Source organism: Nocardia sp. NPDC005745, assembly GCF_040630775.1.
Lineage (GTDB): Bacteria > Actinomycetota > Actinomycetes > Mycobacteriales > Mycobacteriaceae > Nocardia.
Map to the genome: position 1 here is coordinate 104,282 of NZ_JBEXYF010000016.1, position 18,432 is coordinate 122,713.

The 18,432-nt window shown below is 69.3% G+C and carries 16 protein-coding genes; 7 read left to right on the top strand and 9 right to left on the bottom strand.

Annotated features, from left to right (window positions below):
* The first annotated feature begins 269 nt into the window (after nucleotides 1–269).
* A complete protein-coding gene (locus ABZ420_RS18785) occupies nucleotides 270–1,337 on the top strand; it encodes a DUF4185 domain-containing protein (RefSeq protein WP_357124048.1) in 1,068 nt (355 codons plus the stop codon).
* Here ABZ420_RS18785 and ABZ420_RS18790 read toward each other — a convergent pair.
* The 6 genes from ABZ420_RS18790 to mftR form a co-directional block, all read right to left on the bottom strand.
* Nucleotides 1,282–3,576, bottom strand: coding sequence for a SpoIIE family protein phosphatase (locus ABZ420_RS18790; RefSeq protein WP_357124051.1), 2,295 nt, complete (start codon nucleotides 3,574–3,576; stop codon nucleotides 1,282–1,284). The genes ABZ420_RS18785 and ABZ420_RS18790 overlap by 56 nt on opposite strands.
* Nucleotides 3,573–4,202 carry a SpoIIE family protein phosphatase gene (locus ABZ420_RS18795; RefSeq protein WP_357124054.1) on the bottom strand — a complete coding sequence of 210 codons (630 nt, stop codon included), beginning with the start codon at nucleotides 4,200–4,202 and terminating at the stop codon, nucleotides 3,573–3,575. The genes ABZ420_RS18790 and ABZ420_RS18795 overlap by 4 nt, the downstream gene beginning before the upstream one ends.
* The gene (locus ABZ420_RS18800; RefSeq protein ID WP_063051911.1) at nucleotides 4,195–4,608 is read right to left on the bottom strand and encodes an ATP-binding protein; all 414 of its coding nucleotides are present in this window, start codon (nucleotides 4,606–4,608) and stop codon (nucleotides 4,195–4,197) included. Before ABZ420_RS18800 ends, ABZ420_RS18795 begins: the two co-directional genes overlap by 8 nt.
* Nucleotides 4,598–4,987 (bottom strand): STAS domain-containing protein, encoded by a 390-nt coding sequence (locus tag ABZ420_RS18805; RefSeq protein ID WP_039798459.1) that lies wholly within the window; start codon nucleotides 4,985–4,987, stop codon nucleotides 4,598–4,600. The genes ABZ420_RS18800 and ABZ420_RS18805 overlap by 11 nt, the downstream gene beginning before the upstream one ends.
* Nucleotides 4,988–4,999: 12 nt before the next feature.
* Nucleotides 5,000–5,905 carry an STAS domain-containing protein gene (locus ABZ420_RS18810; RefSeq protein ID WP_039798458.1) on the bottom strand — a complete coding sequence of 302 codons (906 nt, stop codon included), beginning with the start codon at nucleotides 5,903–5,905 and terminating at the stop codon, nucleotides 5,000–5,002.
* 139 nt (nucleotides 5,906–6,044) lie between these two features.
* On the bottom strand, nucleotides 6,045–6,641 hold the full coding sequence (gene mftR, locus ABZ420_RS18815) for a mycofactocin system transcriptional regulator (RefSeq protein WP_357124056.1): 597 nt from the start codon (nucleotides 6,639–6,641) through the stop codon (nucleotides 6,045–6,047).
* A 65-nt stretch (nucleotides 6,642–6,706) separates the two neighbouring features.
* On the opposite strand from mftR, the gene mftE reads away from it, so the two are divergent.
* The gene (gene mftE, locus ABZ420_RS18820; RefSeq protein ID WP_357124059.1) at nucleotides 6,707–7,408 is read left to right on the top strand and encodes a mycofactocin biosynthesis peptidyl-dipeptidase MftE; all 702 of its coding nucleotides are present in this window, start codon (nucleotides 6,707–6,709) and stop codon (nucleotides 7,406–7,408) included.
* Nucleotides 7,405–8,637, top strand: a complete 1,233-nt coding sequence (gene mftD / locus ABZ420_RS18825) for a pre-mycofactocin synthase MftD (RefSeq protein WP_357124062.1) — start codon at nucleotides 7,405–7,407, stop codon at nucleotides 8,635–8,637. The genes mftE and mftD overlap by 4 nt, the downstream gene beginning before the upstream one ends.
* A gap of 4 nt (nucleotides 8,638–8,641) precedes the next feature.
* On the opposite strand, the gene ABZ420_RS18830 is transcribed toward mftD, so the two are convergent.
* The gene (locus tag ABZ420_RS18830; RefSeq protein ID WP_357124065.1) at nucleotides 8,642–9,112 is read right to left on the bottom strand and encodes a MarR family winged helix-turn-helix transcriptional regulator; all 471 of its coding nucleotides are present in this window, start codon (nucleotides 9,110–9,112) and stop codon (nucleotides 8,642–8,644) included.
* A 276-nt stretch (nucleotides 9,113–9,388) separates the two neighbouring features.
* Here ABZ420_RS18830 and ABZ420_RS18835 point away from each other — a divergent pair, with 276 nt between their 5' ends.
* The 3 genes from ABZ420_RS18835 to ABZ420_RS18845 all read left to right on the top strand — a co-directional run bounded on the left by ABZ420_RS18835 (nucleotide 9,389) and on the right by ABZ420_RS18845 (nucleotide 12,953).
* Entirely contained in the window at nucleotides 9,389–11,065 is a 1,677-nt protein-coding gene (locus ABZ420_RS18835) for a fumarate hydratase (RefSeq protein ID WP_357124068.1), read from the top strand.
* A 138-nt stretch (nucleotides 11,066–11,203) separates the two neighbouring features.
* Complete coding sequence (locus ABZ420_RS18840) at nucleotides 11,204–11,668, top strand: hypothetical protein (protein WP_357124070.1); 465 nt, start codon at nucleotides 11,204–11,206, stop codon at nucleotides 11,666–11,668.
* 790 nt (nucleotides 11,669–12,458) lie between these two features.
* Complete coding sequence (locus ABZ420_RS18845) at nucleotides 12,459–12,953, top strand: M15 family metallopeptidase (protein WP_357124073.1); 495 nt, start codon at nucleotides 12,459–12,461, stop codon at nucleotides 12,951–12,953.
* A gap of 91 nt (nucleotides 12,954–13,044) precedes the next feature.
* On the opposite strand, the gene ABZ420_RS18850 is transcribed toward ABZ420_RS18845, so the two are convergent.
* Nucleotides 13,045–13,815: a glucose 1-dehydrogenase gene (locus tag ABZ420_RS18850; protein ID WP_357124076.1), complete on the bottom strand. Its 771-nt coding sequence runs from the start codon at nucleotides 13,813–13,815 to the stop codon at nucleotides 13,045–13,047.
* Nucleotides 13,816–13,899: 84 nt separating this feature from the next.
* Between ABZ420_RS18850 and ABZ420_RS18855 the strand changes: the two genes are divergently transcribed.
* The gene (locus tag ABZ420_RS18855; protein WP_357124079.1) at nucleotides 13,900–14,214 is read left to right on the top strand and encodes a helix-turn-helix domain-containing protein; all 315 of its coding nucleotides are present in this window, start codon (nucleotides 13,900–13,902) and stop codon (nucleotides 14,212–14,214) included.
* A 27-nt stretch (nucleotides 14,215–14,241) separates the two neighbouring features.
* Here the strand turns inward: ABZ420_RS18855 and ABZ420_RS18860 are convergent, their stop codons facing one another.
* Entirely contained in the window at nucleotides 14,242–18,432 is a 4,191-nt protein-coding gene (locus tag ABZ420_RS18860) for a TIGR02680 family protein (RefSeq protein WP_357124082.1), read from the bottom strand.

Genomic DNA, 18,432 nt, shown 5'->3' on the forward strand with positions numbered 1-18,432 from the left:
TCCATCGCCGGCGAACACCGTGCATCGCCGATCCCGTGATCGGCAAATGGATCTCTTCCATCGGAGGTACCAGGCGCGATGAGGCGGCGAACTGCCGAAACACAAGCTGCGCAGTCGGTTTCCCCATTTCCTTTCGGCCTCAACCCACCAGAGTAGCAACATCGCAGCCATCGACGGCCGATACTGAGGGGATAGCCCGTCCACACCTCGCGGTGATTCCTACGAGCCGATCTGGAAAGCGACGCTCCGAGAATCGACAGGATCCGCCGATGCCCAAGATCAAGAATTTGAATCCGCTCCCGATGGCAGATATCGGCGGCTCGGATCTCTTCATCCCCTTCCGCATGCCGAGTGGCGAAATCGGATACGTCCTCGGCGACACCTTCTCCGGCACCGAACCGAGAGTGGGAGGCCCGAATTGGCGTTCGCCGATGCTCTTGCGCAGCGATACGCACGATATGTCCTGGCCGATCGAATTCCGGTCGGCGGCGCGGGACGCCCGGCAACTCTGGGATTACGTGCACGACAATCCGCAATACTCCACGGTCCTGCCCTGCGACGCGATAACGATCGGCGGCCGAATCTATCTGTGGGTGATGGTCACCCAGGGATTGGCTAACGAGCGATGGTGCGAGATCCGTTATTCCGACGACAACGCGAAGAGCTGGACCGATACCGGTGTCCGGTGGTCGACCAGCGCCTACGGCGGCAAACGCACCATGATCTCCTGGGAACGCGGCGGCGACGGCTACGTCTACATCATCTCCACCGGTGGGCTCGCGCGGAACAAGAACATGCTGTTGTGGCGAGTTCGCGAAACCCATGCCGCGCTGGTCGACCCGGCGGCCTGGCAGGGCTGGGGCTGGAACGGGCAGGACTGGGGCTGGGGCCGGGATCCGGGCGGCGACCCGCGCTTCGGGATCCTGGCCGACGGCACGAAGCTCGGCGAGATCGGATTACGGCGGATCCAGGGGAATTGGGTGATGTCCGGGTTCGACGCCGGGGCCTACGGCGCGTTCGTCAAGGTCGCCGCGAGGATCACGGACAACTGGCGCACGGCCTTGACCTATCGTCCGGTGAAAGGGTCCTTCTGGGCGCCGGGCGGCCCGGATATCGTGCCGCGGCTCTACGGATGTTATGTCCATCCGGACAGCAGATTCGACGGTGCGTTCGGCATGATCGTGAGCGAATGGGCGGAATCCGGTATCCCCTACCGGGGCATGCAATTCCGGATATACGGAGTGCGGCCCGCCGTTCCCATTCAGTTCGCGGCGCGCACCGTCAGCCGGGAACTCGGCGGTTCGTCCCGCGCAACGGATTGGCCACCGGGAACGTGATCGCCGGCAGCGTCACCGACATCCGCACGGTCGTGCCCGATTCCGAATGATCGATATCGAGTTCCTCGGTGAGCGCGCGCATCATGTCGATGCCGCGGCCACGATAGCCGGGATCGGCCGCGCGCGGCTTCCAACTGCCGGTGTCGGTGACCATGATGACGACGGTGTCGATGTCGCAGGTGGCCGACATCCGCACCCGCCCGGCGTCGTTGTTGTTGCGATAGGCGTGCTCGATGCTGTTGCTGCACGCCTCGTTCGCCGCGGCGACCAGGTCGGCGGCCAGGTCGTGCGGCACCGCCGCGGCGGCCAGCCACCCCTTCAGCGTGCGCCGCAGCACCGCGAGCTCGTCCGCGCGCGCGGGCACGTCCAGCCGCAGCGGCGCGGGCGGCTGGCGGTAGACCACCATGGCGACGTCGTCGTCGTAACCCGCGGCGGGCCGTAGGCGAGAGAGCACGGCGTCGGCCACCTCACGGGGTAGGCGCCCCGAGGTGTCGGCGAGTACCGCGGCGATCTTGGCGAATCCCTCGTCGATGTCCACGCCGCGCTGTTCGACCAAGCCATCGGTGAACAACACCAAGGTGGCACCGGGCGTCAGCGCCGTGGTGGCCTCCGGCCTGCGCGGCGTATCGAACGTCGCCAGCGGCACCGCGCGCCCGCCTTCCAGCATCCGTCCGGTCGTGCCCACGTCGGCGAGGATCGGTGGCATGTGACCGGCGTTGCTGTAGCGGACCAGTCCGCGCACCGGGTCCAGCACGGCGGCGCACACCGTGGTGCACATGGCGCCGGGGATGCGCGCGGCGACGGTGTCGAGTTCGGCGAGCAACTGCGCCGGTCCCGCGCCGCGCAGCAGCAGCGCACGGGCAGCGGTCCGCAATTGGCCCATCACGACCGCGGCCGACAGGCCGCGCCCGACGCAGTCGCCGACCACCACGCCGATGGTGCCGTCGCGCAGCGGCACCACGTCGTACCAGTCGCCGCCGATCTCCAGCGGCGGCAGAGCGGGCTCGTAGTGCACCGAGAACCGCGGCGGCAGCTCGATCGGGCCGAGCATGGCGCGCTGCAGGGTCAGCGAGGTGGCGCGGGCCTGGTCGAAGTTGCGCGCCCGCTGGACCGCGAGACTGAGATGGCCGATCAACAGGGAGAACAACGTCCAGTCCGCGGCGCTGATCGCCCGGGGCGCGGCGAAGCGCAACCACAGCGCCGCGTCGCCGGTCTCGCCGAGCGGCGCGACGAGGCCCTCGGAACTCTCCGCCCCTTCCGGAATGGCCAGCAGGCTGCGCGGCGGCCTGCGCCTGGCCCGATCCAGCAGTGCGCGCGACCGGTCGTCGAGGGAGGCGGCGCCGTCGTGCGACGCGCCGTCGGCGCCCACACCGGAGACGTACACCTCCGGTACGGCGTTGCGGCTCGGCCACACGGCCACCACGGCGGTCTCCGCGCCCACCGTCCGGCGCACCTCGTCCAGCCCGACGGCGAGCACCTCGACCACACTGGTGGCCGCGCCGACGGCGGTGGCGAGCCGGGATGCGGCCTGGTCGCGCGCCTGCGCGTCGTGTTCGGCGGTGATGTCGCGCAACGTGCCGACGAAGATCCGCTCGTGATCCTCCGGCTTGATCAGCGCGCTGGTGCTCACCGCGAGCCACACATTCCGGCCGTCGCGGTGGCGGATCGGGATGACGAAGCGCTGCGCCTCGGTACCGAGGTCGGGGTAGCGCGGGCCCTCCGGGCTCGACCAGGGATGCGGCAGCGCGTAGGGGACGCCCGCGGCGCCGTAGCCGGTCAAGGCGCCGAAAGCGGTGTTGACCTCGATGATGGTGCCCTGCGCGTCGGCGACGAAGAACCCGTCCTGGAGCGATTCCACCAAGGCGGTACGGAACGCGTCGCGTCCGGCGAGATCGTCGGCGCGGGAACGCTGCTGCTCGTAGCGGCGGGTGCCGTCGAGGTAGCCGCGGGTGGCGATATCCAGCGGAACGAGGGTCTGCAAGAGGAATTCCAGCGCGGTCTCCGGCAGGCGGGCCCCCGATTCGCCCCCCTCGGCGGAAGTGTCCTTCTGCCGCTGTTCCTCAACATCCTGGACCACCCGGAAGTGGTTCTCGGTGAGATCGAGCAGGCTGATGCCTTCGACCAGTGCGCGCCTGCCCAGCTCGTACCCCTCGGCGAGGCCGGCCTGGGTTTGCGAATCCATGTGCCGCCGTAGCGCGTCGGCGTAGGCGTCCAGGAACTCGGCCAGCAGGGCACTCATCTGGCGGCCCCTGCCGCACCGCGGTGCCGCGCCGCCAGTACCAGCGCGTCGTCGGTGTCCTTGGCGTGCCGGGCGAGCATGTCGGCGGTGATGTCGGCGGTGGACTTGGAAAGGTCGATGTCGGCGGCTTCGGTGACGATGCCGTCGGTGGACATCAGCAGCAGGTCACCGGGACGGACCGCGACGGTCTGCGGCTGAAGGGTCGCCGGAAGGCGATAGCCGACGATGCCCGCGGTCAGCAGGACGGTCGCGTGCACCCGCAGGCCCGCCGGACCCGCGGTCAGCACCTGCGATTCGACATTGCCGACGCCGAGCCAGCGCACCTTGTCACCCTCGTCGAACAGAGCCAGCGAGATCGCCGCCCCCCGGGTGTCGGCCATCGCTCGGTGGCACAGCACCATCAGCACGTCCAACGGTTCGGCGCGGTTCTCCGACAGCACTCGCGTGGCGCGATCGGCCGCGTCCGCCGCGGCGGCGCCGTGCCCGAGTCCGTCGAGGACCGCGAACAGGACGGTGCCGCCGCCGGTGTCGAGGACGACGCCGCGGTCACCGGAGACCTGTTGACCGGGCAGTGCGCGACCGGCCACCGCCCACTCGATCCGGCCGACGAACCCGTCGTCATGCACCGTTCGGTACCCACTTCCACATTTCCACCAGCGTGCCGCGACCCGGCGCCGAATCCACGGTCAGCCGGTCCATCAACCGCCGGGCCCCGGGAAGGCCGAGTCCGAGCCCGCGTCCGGTGGAGTAGCCGTCCTCCAGAGCCCGGGTGATGTCGATGATTCCGGGCCCCTGATCCTCGGCCTGCACCACCAGGGCTTGACGACCCTCCCGGTCGTCGACGAGCAAGCGGATCTCCCCGCTGCCCGCGTAACTGGTGATGTTGCGGGCGATCTCGGAGATCGCCGTGGAGATCATCGTGCGGTCGGTCAGGGTGAATCCGAGCTTTGCTGCCAGTTCGCGTCCGGCTTGACGTGCGGTCACGATGTCCCCGGACACCCTGACCGCGATCACCACGTTCTCAGCGGCCACTGTCACGACCGTCTCGCTGGCGACGGGCTGGGATCTTTCGGTCCAACCAGGCGAGTCCCTCTTCCAGATCGAGGGCGGTGTGCATGTCCTCGAAGGTGAGGCCCAGTTGCACCATGGCGAACGCGACTTCGGGTTGCAGACCGACGATCACCGTTTCGGCGCCGCGCAGCTGCGTCATGTGCGCGATGGTACGCAACGATCTCGCGGCGAACGAATCCATCACGTCGATGGCGGTGACGTCGACGATGATGCCGTGCGCCCGATATTTGCTGACCTGTTTCATCAGGTCGTCCTGCAGGCGCTCGGTATCGGCATCGGTCAGTGCGGACTGAACCGACGCGATGAGGTACGTACCCTGTTTGAGAATCGGAACCGGCATGGGGGCGCCTGATCAGCGGCCGTCGCGTTCGGTAACCCGTTCGGTGACGCGGGAAACCTCGTAGCCCAGCAGCCGTTCCGCTTCTTCGATGCCTCCCTGCAGGTCGCCGACCGCGTTCATCTTCGACAGGTCCAGACCGATGGTCACCAGGGTGAGCGCGATCTCCGAGGACAAACCGGTGATGATCACGTTCGCGCCCATCAGGCCGGACGCGTCGACGGTCTGTACCAAGTGGTTGGCCACGGTGGAGTCGATCTGGGGCACACCGGTGATATCGATGACGACCACTTTCGCCCGGTTGGCGCGGATGGCGCGCAGCAGCTGCTCGGTGAGCTGGCGGGCCCGCTGGCTGTCCAGCACGCCGATGATGGGAAGGATCAGCAGCTGCTCACGCACCTGCAGCACCGGCGTGGACAGCTCGCGGATGGCTTCCTGCTGCTGACGGATGACGCGCTCGCGCTCCTGCACGAAGGACACGGTCACGGTGTTGGCGATGCGGTTGGCGGCCGGTTCGTAGGCGTCGAGCACCTTGTTCAGCAGTTCGAAGTCCGACTGGTACTTCTCGAACAGGCTGCGTGCGAGCACGTCGCGCAGCAGCAGCACGATGCCGATGACCTCGTCGGTCTCGACGCCTCTCGGGATGATGCGTTCGGACAGGTCGCGCGCGTAGGCCTGCAGCGCTTCCACGCTACCGGTCTCGAGCACGTCGACGTAGCCGTCGTAGATCGAGGTCGCCTCGGAGAAGATCTCCTCCGGGGTCATGGCGGTGAGCAGTTGGGCGTCGGCGATGCGGCGGGCCCACTCTTCACGCAGCGCGGTGCGGTTCTGTCGCAGGTGCTCGACGAGCTGCGGCAGCAATTGGTCGATCGGTCCCGCGGTCAGGGAATCCGCCGAAAGGCTCATGGACACCTCGGACATGGAAACTCCTGCCCCTTTCGACGGTTGAGTCGGGAAGTTCGTGCGTTCGGCGCTAGCCGATTCCGAGCCTAGTCATACCCCACCCGAGTCACCCGCGAAACCTGCCGGTTGTTCGCCTGATGTTCGAGCGCGGCGGACCTTACGGCACCGTAGCGAACCCGCGTTCCAGCGCTGCGAGCGCCTCGTCCAAATACACCGTGAGGTCGGCGTCCGCGCGGGCGAGCCAAGCGTCGAAGGCGGCGCGCGCCGCCGCGAGTGTGGTGCGTCCGATGGCGAGCGGGATGAGCCCGTCCTCAGGTTCGCCCAGGCGGCCCGCGGCGAAGGCGCTGACGGCGCGCTCCCAGGCGTCGTAGTGCGCTCCCGCGGTGGCCGACAGGGCGGGGATGGTGGCTACCAGTTGCATGCGGGTGCGTAGTTCGGGGACATCCTCGGCGCGATATTGGTTGGCGCTCAACACGACTCGGCGCACGGCGGTCATCATCGGAATGTCGTCGGGCACCGTCGCGAACGCGGCGCGTAAGGAGGCGACCTCGTCGTCGAACTGCCACCAGAGCACCTCCGCCTTGCTGGGGAAGTAGCGGAAGAAGGTGCGTCCGCTGATGCCCGCGGCGGCGGCGATCTGTTCGACGGTGGTCTCGTCGAAGCCCTGTTCGGTGAACAGCCGCATGGCGATCACTTCGAGTTCGCGTTTGGTGGTGCCGCGTGGGCGGCCGCGCGCGGCCCGGTTCTCCAGCATCGTCTGATTGTGCTCGGCCGCCTCGGCCCCTTGATTATGTCAGTGACTGACGATAATGTCGCGGCATGTTGGCGGATCTCACGTGGCCCGAGGCGGGCGCACGCGCCTCGGCGGGGGCGATCCTGGCCGTCGCGGTCGGCGCGACCGAGCAGCACGGCCCGCATCTGCCGCTGTCCACCGACACCGACGTCGCCGCCGCGTTGTGCGCGCGGCTGGCCGCGGCGCGGACCGACGTGCTCGTCGGACCGGCGATCCCGTACGGCGCCAGCGGCGAGCACGCGGGTTTTCCCGGCACGCTGTCGATCGGGCAGGCGGCATTGGAACTGCTGGTCGTCGAGCTGTGCCGCTCGGCGACCGACACCTTCGACCGGATCCTGCTGGTCAACTGGCACGGCGGCAACATCGAACCGCTGCGCCGGGCGAAGGATTTGCTGCGCACGGAGTCCCGCGACGTGCGCGTATACCTGCCGCGCTTCGACGGCGACCCGCACGCGGGCCGGTCGGAGACGGCGCTGCAGCTGGCCTTGGAGCCCGAGCGCGTGCGCGAAGACCGCGCGGCGGCGGGGGACACCCGTCCGCTGACCGAACTGCTGCCGCTGCTGCGTACCGGCGGAGTGCGCGCGGTGAGCGCCAACGGTGTGCTCGGCGACCCGGCGGGCGCGACCGCCGCCGAGGGCACGGCCCTGCTCGAGCACCTGAGCACCGATCTGCTCGACCGAACCCGGCTCTGGTGGCCGGAGAACTCCCCGGAAAGGACCGGAACATGAATCCGTGGTTCGAGACCGTCGCCGAAGCGCAGCGGCGGGCGAAGAAGCGCCTGCCGAAGTCGGTGTACGGCGCGTTGATCGCCGGCTCCGAGCGTGGCCAGACCATCGAGGACAATCAGCGGGCCTTCGCCGAACTGGGTTTCGCGCCGCACGTGGCCGGGCCGATCGGCGAGCGCGATCAGTCGACGACGGTGCTGGGGCAGCAGATTTCGATGCCGGTGCTGATCTCGCCGACGGGCGTGCAGGCGGTGCACCCCGACGGTGAGGTCGCCGTCGCGAGGGCGGCCGCGGCGCGGGGCATCGCGATGGGCTTGAGTTCGTTCGCCAGCAAGCCGATCGAAGAGGTGATCGCGGCCAATCCGGCCACGTTCTTCCAGTTGTACTGGTGCGGCGGCAAGGACGAGATCCTGCAGCGGATGGACCGCGCGAAGCGGGCCGGGGCGGTCGGGTTGATCCTGACGCTGGACTGGTCGTTCTCGCACGGGCGGGACTGGGGCAGCCCGGTCATCCCGGAGAAGCTGGACCTGCGCACGATGCTGAAGTTCGCGCCGCAGACCCTGGCGCGTCCCCGGTGGCTGGCGACCTATGCGCGGTCGGGCAGCATTCCGGACCTGACCGCGCCGAATATGGCCATCGGTGGCGCCGCGGCGCCGGGTTTCTTCGGCGCCTACGGTGAGTGGATGGGCACACCCGCGCCGGATTGGTCCGATGTGCGGTGGATCTGCGAGCAGTGGGCGGGTCCGGTACTGCTCAAGGGCGTCATGCGGGTCGACGACGCGCTGCGCGCGGTCGACGCGGGTGTGGCGGCGATCTCGGTGTCCAACCACGGCGGCAACAATCTCGACGGCACCCCGGCCGCGATCCGCGCGTTGCCGGTGCTGGCGGACGCGGTGGGCTCGCAGGTCGAGGTGCTGCTCGACGGCGGCATCCGGCGGGGCAGCGACGTGGTGAAGGCCGTTGCGCTGGGTGCGCGGGCGGTGCTGATCGGGCGCGCCTACCTGTGGGGGCTGGCCGCCAACGGGCAGGCCGGTGTGGAGAACGTGCTGGACATCCTGCGCGGCGGCATCGATTCGGCGCTGCTGGGTCTGCGCAAGACGCGCGTCACCGAGCTGGATCGCTCGGACGTGGTGGTGCCCGCCGGTTTCGAGCGCGCGCTCGGGCTGCCCGAAACCCCCGCCGCGGCAAGCGCTCCGGCCGATCACGCGGAGACGGCGGGCACACCCGCCTGAGCGGTCAGCTCTCCGCCGCCGATCGGCGGTGATGCGCGAGCAAGGTGTCGTAGATATCGGCCAAAGCGGCCAGCTGCCGGCGGTCGAGGATGTCGATCATGTGCCTGCGCACGCTCTGTACGTGCGCGGGCGCCGCGCCGGTCAGCACTTCGGCGCCGCGCGGAGTGAGCTTGGCGGCGGTGCGGCGGGCGTCGTCGGGGATCGGCTCGCGCACGACCAGCTCCCGCTTCTCCATCCGGGTGATCTGGTGGGAGAGCCTGCTCTGCGACCATTCGAGTGCGGCCGCGAGGTCGGCGAAGGTGAGCCGATGGTCCGGCGACTCGGCCAGATAGGCCAGTACCGAGTACTCGACGTAGGTGAGGTCGGACTCCTTGGTGGAATCCCGCCCGACCGCCGCGGCGATGAGGTCGCGGGTGCGCACGAAACCCAACCAGGCGCGCATCTCGACGTCATCGAGCCAATGGGGATCGGTCACGATAGCGCTCCAAACTCTGCTGTGTCCCGAGATCGTGGCGCGTCGCGACTGTGCGGCGCGCGAACGGTCTGCGCGCGTCCGGACTCGGGCGCCCGGGCGCTTTCTCACCAGACGAGAGGTAGCATCACCGGGGTTGAACGTGCAACCTTTTAGGGCAACTGTCCGAGATAGGGTTGCCTAACCAGCAGTGGGGTGCGCGGTGGTGGCTAGGCTCGCTGTGCTCGTGACCAGCCCGGCCGTTCATGGCATCCGGGCCCATGCAAAGGAGTGCGACTGGTGACCGCGCCGGACTTCCGTTATTCAGACCTGCTGCCCATCGGCGCGGACGACACCCCCTACCGGTTGCTCACCACCGAAGGCGTCAGCACGTTCGAGCACAACGGGCGCACCTTCCTGCAGGTGGAACCGGAGACGCTGCGGCTGCTCACCGAGACCGCGATGCACGACATCAGTCACTTCCTGCGCCCGGCGCATCTGGGTCAGTTGCGCAAGATCATCGACGACCCCGAGTCGAGCGGCAACGACCGCTTCGTCGCGCTCGATCTGCTCAAGAACGTCAACATCTCCGCGGGCGGCATCCTGCCCATGTGCCAGGACACCGGTACCGCGATCGTGATGGGCAAGAAGTCCGAGGGCGTGCTGACCGGCGCCGACGACGCGGAATGGATCAGCCGGGGCGTGTTCGACGCCTACACCAAGCTGAACCTGCGTTACTCGCAGCTTGCGCCGATCACCATGTGGGAGGAGAAGAACACCGGTTCCAACCTGCCCGCGCAGGTCGAGCTGTACTCCACCGCGGGCGATCCGGCGAACCCCTCCTACAAGTTCCTGTTCATGGCCAAGGGCGGCGGGTCGGCGAACAAGTCGTTCCTGTACCAGGAGACCAAGGCCATCCTGAACCCCACGCGGATGCTGGAGTTCTTGGACGAGAAGATCCGCTCGCTGGGCACCGCGGCCTGCCCGCCGTACCACCTCGCGGTCGTGATCGGCGGCACCAGCGCCGAGTTCGCCTTGAAGACGGCGAAATACGCCTCCGCGCACTACCTGGACAGCCTGCCCACCGAGGGGTCGCTGTCCGCGCACGCCTTCCGCGATCTGGAACTGGAGGAGGAGGTCTTCAAGCTGACCCAGTCCTTCGGCATCGGCGCGCAGTTCGGCGGCAAGTACTTCTGCCACGACGTGCGCGTCGTTCGCCTGCCCCGGCACGGCGCCAGCTGCCCGGTCGCCATCGCGGTGTCCTGCTCGGCGGACCGGCAGGCGCTGGCCAAGATCACCGCCGAGGGCGTGTTCCTGGAACAGCTCGAGCGCGAGCCCGCGCAATACCTGCCCGAACAGACCGATGCCATCCTGGGCGGCGACGTGGTGCGCATCGACCTGAACCGGCCGATGGACGAGATCCGCGCCGAATTGTCCAAATATCCGGTCAAGACCCGGCTTTCGCTGAGTGGTCCGCTGGTCGTCGCCCGCGACATCGCGCATGCCAAGATCAAGGAGCGGCTCGACGCGGGCGAGCGGATGCCGGACTATCTGCGCGACATGGCCGTCTACTACGCGGGCCCGGCCAAGACGCCGGAGGGCTACGCGTCCGGTTCCTTCGGCCCGACCACCGCGGGCCGGATGGACTCCTACGTCGACCAGTTCCAGGCCGCGGGCGGCTCGTTCGTCATGCTGGCCAAGGGCAACCGGTCCGCGCAGGTCACCAAGGCGTGCAAGGAGCACGGCGGCTTCTACCTCGGTTCGATCGGCGGACCTGCCGCCCGGCTGGCACTGGACTGCATCAAGTCGGTCGAGGTGCTCGAGTACCCCGAACTGGGCATGGAAGCCGTCTGGAAGATCGAGGTCGAAGACTTCCCGGCGTTCATCGTCGTCGACGACAAGGGCAACGACTTTTTCGCCGAGACGCAGAAGCCGATCGCGCTGCGCGTGCGCACCCGCTCGAAAGAGCGCGTCTGACTTCTTCCTCGACCCGGATGCGGCAGGCCGCGGACACGCCGATGTCCTGCCGATCACCGGGTTCTCGGCATCGCCGCAGCGGGCACGCTTAGCGAAGTACACCGTTGATTCCGGCACCGATGCAGGTCGAGGAGAGCTATGAGCACGTCCAGACCAGTACCGACGGCGTTGTGTATCACCGAGTCGGCCGCCCTCCGGTTGGCCGATCGCGCTGCCCGAGAGGGAACCAGCTGTGCCGCACTGCTCGACCGGCTGATCCGTGAGGGCGTCGACCAACTCGAACACCCCGGGATCGTCTTCCGCGGTCCGCTCGACGATCGCCGTGCCGCGCTCGCCGCGGGCCCGGAGATCTGGGAAGTCGTTGCGCGCCTGCGCGAATTGGGCGGCCCTGCGGAACGCCGGATCGCCGTGCTCAGTGCGAAGTCGAACCTGAACACGGGCAAGATCAGGCTCGCGCTCGCGTACGCCCGGGCGCACGACGGCGAGATCCTGGAACGGATCGCGCGCAACAAGCAAGCGGCGGAATCGATTCGCCGAGGACGCGCGCGGATGGGTGCGCCGCCGTGGCGTTCGAGCGCGCTGAACAGTCCGCCGTACGCGTAGTTCGGCCGGATTGTCCGAGGCACTCGGTCTCCACATAGTGGGGATGGAATGTGAAATTCCCTACATCTGGATCACCCACTATTCGCGGGCGGCTGACGACAGGAGTCGACAGCCGCCCGCACTGTGTTTGCGACGCAGTGGTGTTCGCCGCGCGCGGGCTGCCCGCGACTGCGCGGAGTGCGTTGCCGTGTGGTCGAGTTCGGCGCCGGGGGAGGCGCGACATACGGGCCGAAAGGGACACATCGCTTCGCGAAAGTTCTTTTCAACGGCCGGAACTCGACGACCCCGCCGACCACGAGACGGCGCAAATCACTCGAAACTCCCACGGATTCCGGCATTTCGGGTGTGGTAGCTCTGCTGGATCGGATGTGATCCACAGCACTGGAATAGATTGTGGACAGCGCGCCTTCCAAGCCGGGCGAAATGTTTGCTCACTGAGGGAAATTGGCCGCATAACGGACATATCAGATCACTATTATCCCAAGGTGTGGAGTTTTCTGTGGAATTCGCTGAGAGTTGTCCACACGACGGCCGCATCCTGTGGAGCGGACTCGCGGGGGAGTGCGCGCGTCGCGTCGGGCCGCGTACTCGCAGGCGTACGGTGATCGCCGCGAAGAGACGTCCCTGCCCGCCGCGGGAAATGCCGCGGGCCCACCTTCGGGTCGCGGCGCTCGATACGGTCCTCGCCCGTGCCGCACGTGGCCGTCCCTGCGATCGGGGCATATCCGGCATAGGTGACCGCAGGCGATAGCATCGGCGCATGGTGTTTGGGATCGCTGGTCGGAGTCGGATGCTGGTCGGTCTATCGGTGGCGCTACCCGCGCTGGTCGCGACCGGTACGCAGGCCGGGCAGGCGCAGGCCGACGCCGCCGCGGTCATCGAGCAGCGGGGGTCGGTCGGGTCGGCGGCGGGGACCGACGGGCTCGATCCCCCGCTGGCGCTCGCGTACACCCTCGCCGAACGCGAGGCGCACGCGCAGGGTGTGCCCCTGTCCATCACGTCCGGATACCGGACGCCCGCCGAGCAGCAGGCGCTGTGGGAGGACGGTGTGGCGACCTACGGTCCGGACGACGCGCGCCGGTGGGTGCTGCCGCCGGAGGAGTCCACCCACGTCTCCGGCCAGGCGATCGATGTCGGTCCGCAACAGGGCGCGCGGTGGCTCGAGGTGAACGGCTACCGATGGGGGCTGTGCCGGACGTTCGAGAACGAGTATTGGCACTTCGAGTTGCAGACGGTGCCCGGCGCGCCGTGCCCGCCCATGCTGCCCGACGCCAGCGTGCGGTAACCGGCGGGTTCATGTCGGCCACCGTGCCGGACTGATTGCCGATGACGCCGGCCGCGAGGGCGCGCCGACGCCACCCGGCCGGCCGGGCGCGCTAGACCATCGGGTCGGGAGCGGCGGTGATCAGGCCTCCGTCGACGAGCAGGTCCTGCCCGTTGATATACGACGCCTCGCCGGACGCGAGGAAGGCGACGGCGTCGGCCACGTTCTCGGCGGTGCCGACGCGCCCCGCCGCCACCGTGGCACTGATCGCGGCCTGCGCCTCGGCGGAGACGTTCGCGCGGAACGACGGCGTCGCGATGTAGCCGGGACTGACGGAATTCACCCGGATGCCTCGGGGCGCCAGTTCGGCGGCGAGGCTGCGCGCCAAATTGTGCACGGCCGCCTTGGTCGCCGAGTAGAGGGACGCGCCCGGTACCCCGCGATGCAGCGCCCACGAGGCGTTGACGACGATCGCCCCGTGCTCCGCCACCAGGGGGAGGGTCTTCTGGATGGTGAAGAACACCCCTTTGAAGTTGGTGTCCACCACGCGGTCGAACTCGGCTTCGGTGATGGTCTCGGTCGGCTGGAACGCCGCGATGCCCGCGTTCGCGAAGACGACGTCCAGCCGTCCGTGCCGTTGCGCCACGGCCGAGACGAGCGTGTCGAGATCGCCGAGGTCGGCCGCGTCACCGGCCACCGCGAGAACGCGGTCGGCGCCACCGAGCTCCGCGGCCGCGGCGTCGAGGCGGCCCTTGTCGCGGCCGGTGATGACCACGTGCGCGCCTTCGGTGAGCAGGCGTCGTGCGGTGGCCAGACCCATGCCGCTCGATCCACCGGTGATCAAGGCGATCTTGCCGTCGAAGCGATCGATGCCGGCGCCCATGAGAACCTCCCAGAGATCATCTAATTGTACGAATACTCACGTACAGTTCGACTGTATGTCAACTGTCGCGCTAACCTGGTTCGCGTGATCGCGGCACATCCCGAGCGAGCGCAGATCCAGCTGACGAATGTGCTCACCGCCCTGGGTAATCCGCTGCGGCTTCGGGTGGTGCGGATACTGGCCGACGGCGGCGAGCACACCTGCGGCTCGGTGCTGCCGGACGTCGCCAAGTCGAACCTGACCCACCACTGGCGGGTGCTGCGCGATGCCGGAGTGATCTGGCAGCGGCCCTCCGGCCGGGAACTGCTGCTGTCCCTGCGTCGCGATGATCTGGACGCCCGCTTTCCCGGCCTGCTGGACACCTTGCTCGACGCGGCCCGCCGCGAAACAACGGCCTGATCGCCGCCGCTCGGTGATCCCGGACGGCTAAGTCACCGGCGTGAGTTCCAGGCCGCCTTCGATCGTGGTGGGTACCCGGCGGCGATCGGGCGAGCCGAGCGCGGCGGTGAGGTCGGTTCCGTCGTGTTCGGCGAGCAAATCGCCGCTGTCCCACACCAGCAATGTCGCGCTGACGGTGTTCTCGGCCGCCGCGTGCGCCAAGTCGTAGTGCGCGCACGCCGGGACGTGTGGATAGGTGATCCACAGGTCGTAGCCGGTCATGAAGAGATCGAGGTCGAATTGCACGCTCAACCCGAGCAATTCACTGCGGCCGTTGTCGTCGACGCCCGCGAACGCCTCGTCCAGCGCCAGCAGGCGCGGGGCCTGCGGGTCGGCCGAATCGAGCATGACGTGCGCCGCGGCGAACAGCGGAAGGTGCAACGACACCGACTGCTCCCCGCCCGAGAGCGCGCTGTGCCTGGCCACGGTGAGTTTGTCCTCGCTGCCGTCGGCGGAGATCAAGGTGAACGAGAACACCCGCCAGGTGCGGTAATCCAGCGTCGCGGCCAGGATCTCGGGGTAGGAGCGTTCCGGGTGCGCGGCCCGCGCGGCCCGGATCTCGGCGGCGAAGTGCGCCCGGATCGCCGCCAGGTCCTCCGCTGTCAGCGCCGAGGCATCCCGGTCCAGCAGCTTGCACATCGCCCGCGCCGCGTCGGACAGGCTGTCGGCGAGCACCCAGTGCACGCCGATGGTGTTGCCCGAGGACATCCGTCGCTGCTTCATCTCCGCGCCCATCCTGGCGATGAGATCGCGTGCGTCGCTCGTGCGTTCGTGGATCTGCTGGGCCAGGCCGGTCAGCAGCGCATCCTCCAGGATGCGGCGCTCGGCGTCGGTCAGCAGAAGTTCCTGGTCGCGGCGCGCGGCGTCGATGCGGGTGGCGAAGTCGGCCAGCGCGGAGACCCCGTGCTCGTCGTGCACCTGGACGACGGTGAGGCCGTCGGCGGCGTCCCATTGCAGCCGGTAATCGCGGCCCGAACCGGCGAGCGCGGCGTCGAATTCCTGCAACGCCGCGGTCACCGCCGTGCGCGTGGACTTGCGCGTCGCCTCGCCCGCGCGCACCGACGCGGTCGCCGCGGTGAGGCTGTCGAACAGCGCGTGGACTTCGTCGGGCAGGACGCGCGGTGGCGCCTCCGGTCCCGCCGTCGAGATCCGGTACAGCAGTTGCTCGGGCGTCGACCACGCCGCGTCGCTGCTGGGCCAGCGGCCCTCGGGCGCCGCGCCGAGCAACCTCAGCAGATCCGGTCGAGCGTAGGGCGCGAGAGCTCGAACCTCCGCCAGCACTTCGGTGAGTGCGGTGGCGAGGGACTCGTGCGCGGTCCGGTAGGCGGCCTCGGCGTCGCCGACCGCCTCGATGGCCTGGTTGGCGGCCTTGCGGGCGGCTTTCTGCTCGGACTTGGTCGCGTCGATCCGCTGCCGGGCCTGTTCCAGGTCGCGATCGATATCGGCCGCGCCCGCGCCGAGGGCATCGCGCAGGGTCTCCAGCTTGCGCAGTTGTTCCTGGTAGCCGGTGCGCGCGGCCTCGGCCTCTTCCGTGAACGCCTCGGCCAGGTCGGCGGCCTCGGTCAAGCGGTCGGCGGCCTCGCGTTCGCGCTCCCGTTCCCGCTCGTGGTCGCCGCGCAACCGCAGCAGTCCCGTGCCGGTGTTCTCGAAGTGCCGGATGGCGGCGGCGAGGGCGTCGATCTCCTGGGCCGTGCGCGGCGTGCGGTGGGTGGCGGCGGCGGCGCGCAGCTTCTTGTCCGCGGCGGACAGTTCCGCGACCGCTCGGTCGAGATCGCGCTCGGCGTGGGCGGCGGCCTCCGCCCGCGATCGCAGCACGCCTGCGGCTTCGGATACCGCGCGCAAGGCCGTGGTCACCGTGCTCGGGCGCGGAAGCGCTTTGGCGGCGGCGGAGATTCGCGCGAGTTCGGCTGTGGCGGCGGCCTCCTGCTGTTCGGCGGCGCGCCGGTCCTCGTCCGCGGCCGCCACAGCCGCGGCCAACTCGGCCGAGCGGAGCTCGCGGCGCCTGGCCCGCGCGGTGGCGCCGATGAATTCGGCGTCGGTCTTGCGGTGCCTGCCGATCTGCACGCCTTGCCGGAACCCGCCGTCCGCTCCGATCGTCACCGGCCCGCTCGGCTCTCCCGCGCCCCCGTGCAGGGCGATGGAGGCGAGCACGTCGGCGACGACCTGCCGCGGCACCGTCAGGGTGTCGGAATCATCCTCTATGACCAGCACGTCGGCCAGTGTGCGACCGTTCGGGCGCTCCGGCGCGGGCAGTGGAACCAGGAACTGATCGGAGTCGTAGTCCGGCGGCAACTCGCCCTCCGGGCAGACCCAGGCGTCCAGCAGATTCGCGGCGTGCAGGGCGGCCTCGATGCCCGCCGCGGACTCGGGCGTCACGCCGTCCGCGAAGCGCACCAGCCGCCACAGCGGGGCGCCGGGCCGGTCGCCGGTCCGGCCGCGGCGGCCCGCGAATGCCGGTGGCGCGTCGTCTCGCCGGGCCGTCACCCGTTCATGTTCGGCGCTCAGCTCACTGCCGCGCGCCGCCGCGGCGGCCACGCGGGCGCGTGCGTCCTGGCGGCGGCCGCGAATCTCCTCGAGCAGCGGCTCGGTGCGCTCGGCCAGCACCTCGCCGATGGTCGGCGCATCCGAACCGGCCTCGGCCAGAGCCGAATTCAGCGCCTCGAAGAGACCTGCGCGCACCGGGGTGTAGACCTCGTTGTGCTCGTCCCACCAGGCGCGCAACGCGGCCGCGGCCTCGGAGCGGGTCAACGCGACCTTCGCTTCGGCGTGCGCGACCTCCGCCGCGGCCGCGTCACGCAGCTCGTTCGCGCGCTCGGACAGCCGTTCGGCCCTGGTGCGTTCGGCGGCGGCGGTCTCCATCGCCCCCACCGCCTTGCGGACCGCACGCACGTCGGCGTCGCGTTCCTCGGCGTGCCCGCGCACCGCCGCGGTGAGCTGCTCGGCCCGGATCGATTCCGGCAGCGGCGCCCACGCGATCCCCGCCTCCTGCGCGGCGCCGCGCAGGTCGTCCTCGCCGCGGGCGAGCGCGGCCGCGGCGGTGCGCACCGCGGTTCGCGCGCGTTCGGCCTCCACGGCCCGCTGGTCCAGGGTCTGGCGGGCCTTGAGCGCCTTGTCGGCGTGCACACCCGCCGAGGTCTCCAGGCGCCGCACCGCGTCGGCCAGGTCGTCGAGCTGCTGTTTGCCCTCGTAGGCGCTGGAGCGCTGGAGGTTCTCCCGATCGGCGAGGGCCTGCTCGTAGGCGCGGTCGGCATCCTCGGCGCGGGCCTCGGCGGCGGCGCGCTCGGTGTCCCTGCGCTCACGCAGGGCCGTGGCGGCGAACAGCGCCGTACCGGCGTGGGTCACCGCGTCCAGCCGCACACGGACCTGGTCGACGTCCGTCTTCGCTTGAACGGCAAGGTATTTGCGGTACACCTCGACAAACGCCCGTGTCGCGGTGTCAGCGTGCACCAAACCCTCCAGGGTGCGCCCGACCTCCTCCATATCGCTGAACGACCGGGCGGCGTCCAGGATCAGTTGCTCGTCGAGCGGGCGCAGGCCGTCGGTGAGCGCCTGCGACAGCCCCCGCGGGTCCAGGTTCTTGGCCAGCTGCGGGCGCCGGAGTGTGAGGATCAGATTGATCAGCTGGTCGTAGCGCTGCGTGCCGAGTCCGAACATGCGCGCGTCGATGGCGTTGCGATAGTCCACCGGCCGGTCGACGATCGAGTCGGTGCCGATCTGCTCGGCGAGTTGTTTACGGGTGAACGGCCGGTCGTCCGGGCCGATCAGGGAGAAATCGACGCCGACCCGTCCGTCGGCGACGAAATACCAGCGGGTCACCTTGTCCGAGGAACGAGTGGCGCGCATGCCGATGCCGACGGTGACCGCCTCGGGGTCCTCCCAGCGACCGCGCGCGAATTCCATCCAGACATAGGAATAGGCCGAGTCCTGCTTGCGGTAGAGCAGATTCGACTTCATCGTGCGTTCCTCGCCGGCGAACGGATTGAGCCTGCGCGGCTCGATCCGGCCGTCCAGCACGAACGGGAACAGCACCTCCAGCGCTTTGGTCTTGCCCGACCCGTTCGGCCCGCGCAGCACCAATCTGCCGTCCGCGAAACAGAACTCCTGGTCGCGGTAGTCCCACAGGTTGACGATCCCGGCGCGGGTCGGGGTGAACCGCACTCCGCCGTGAATGAGCGACAT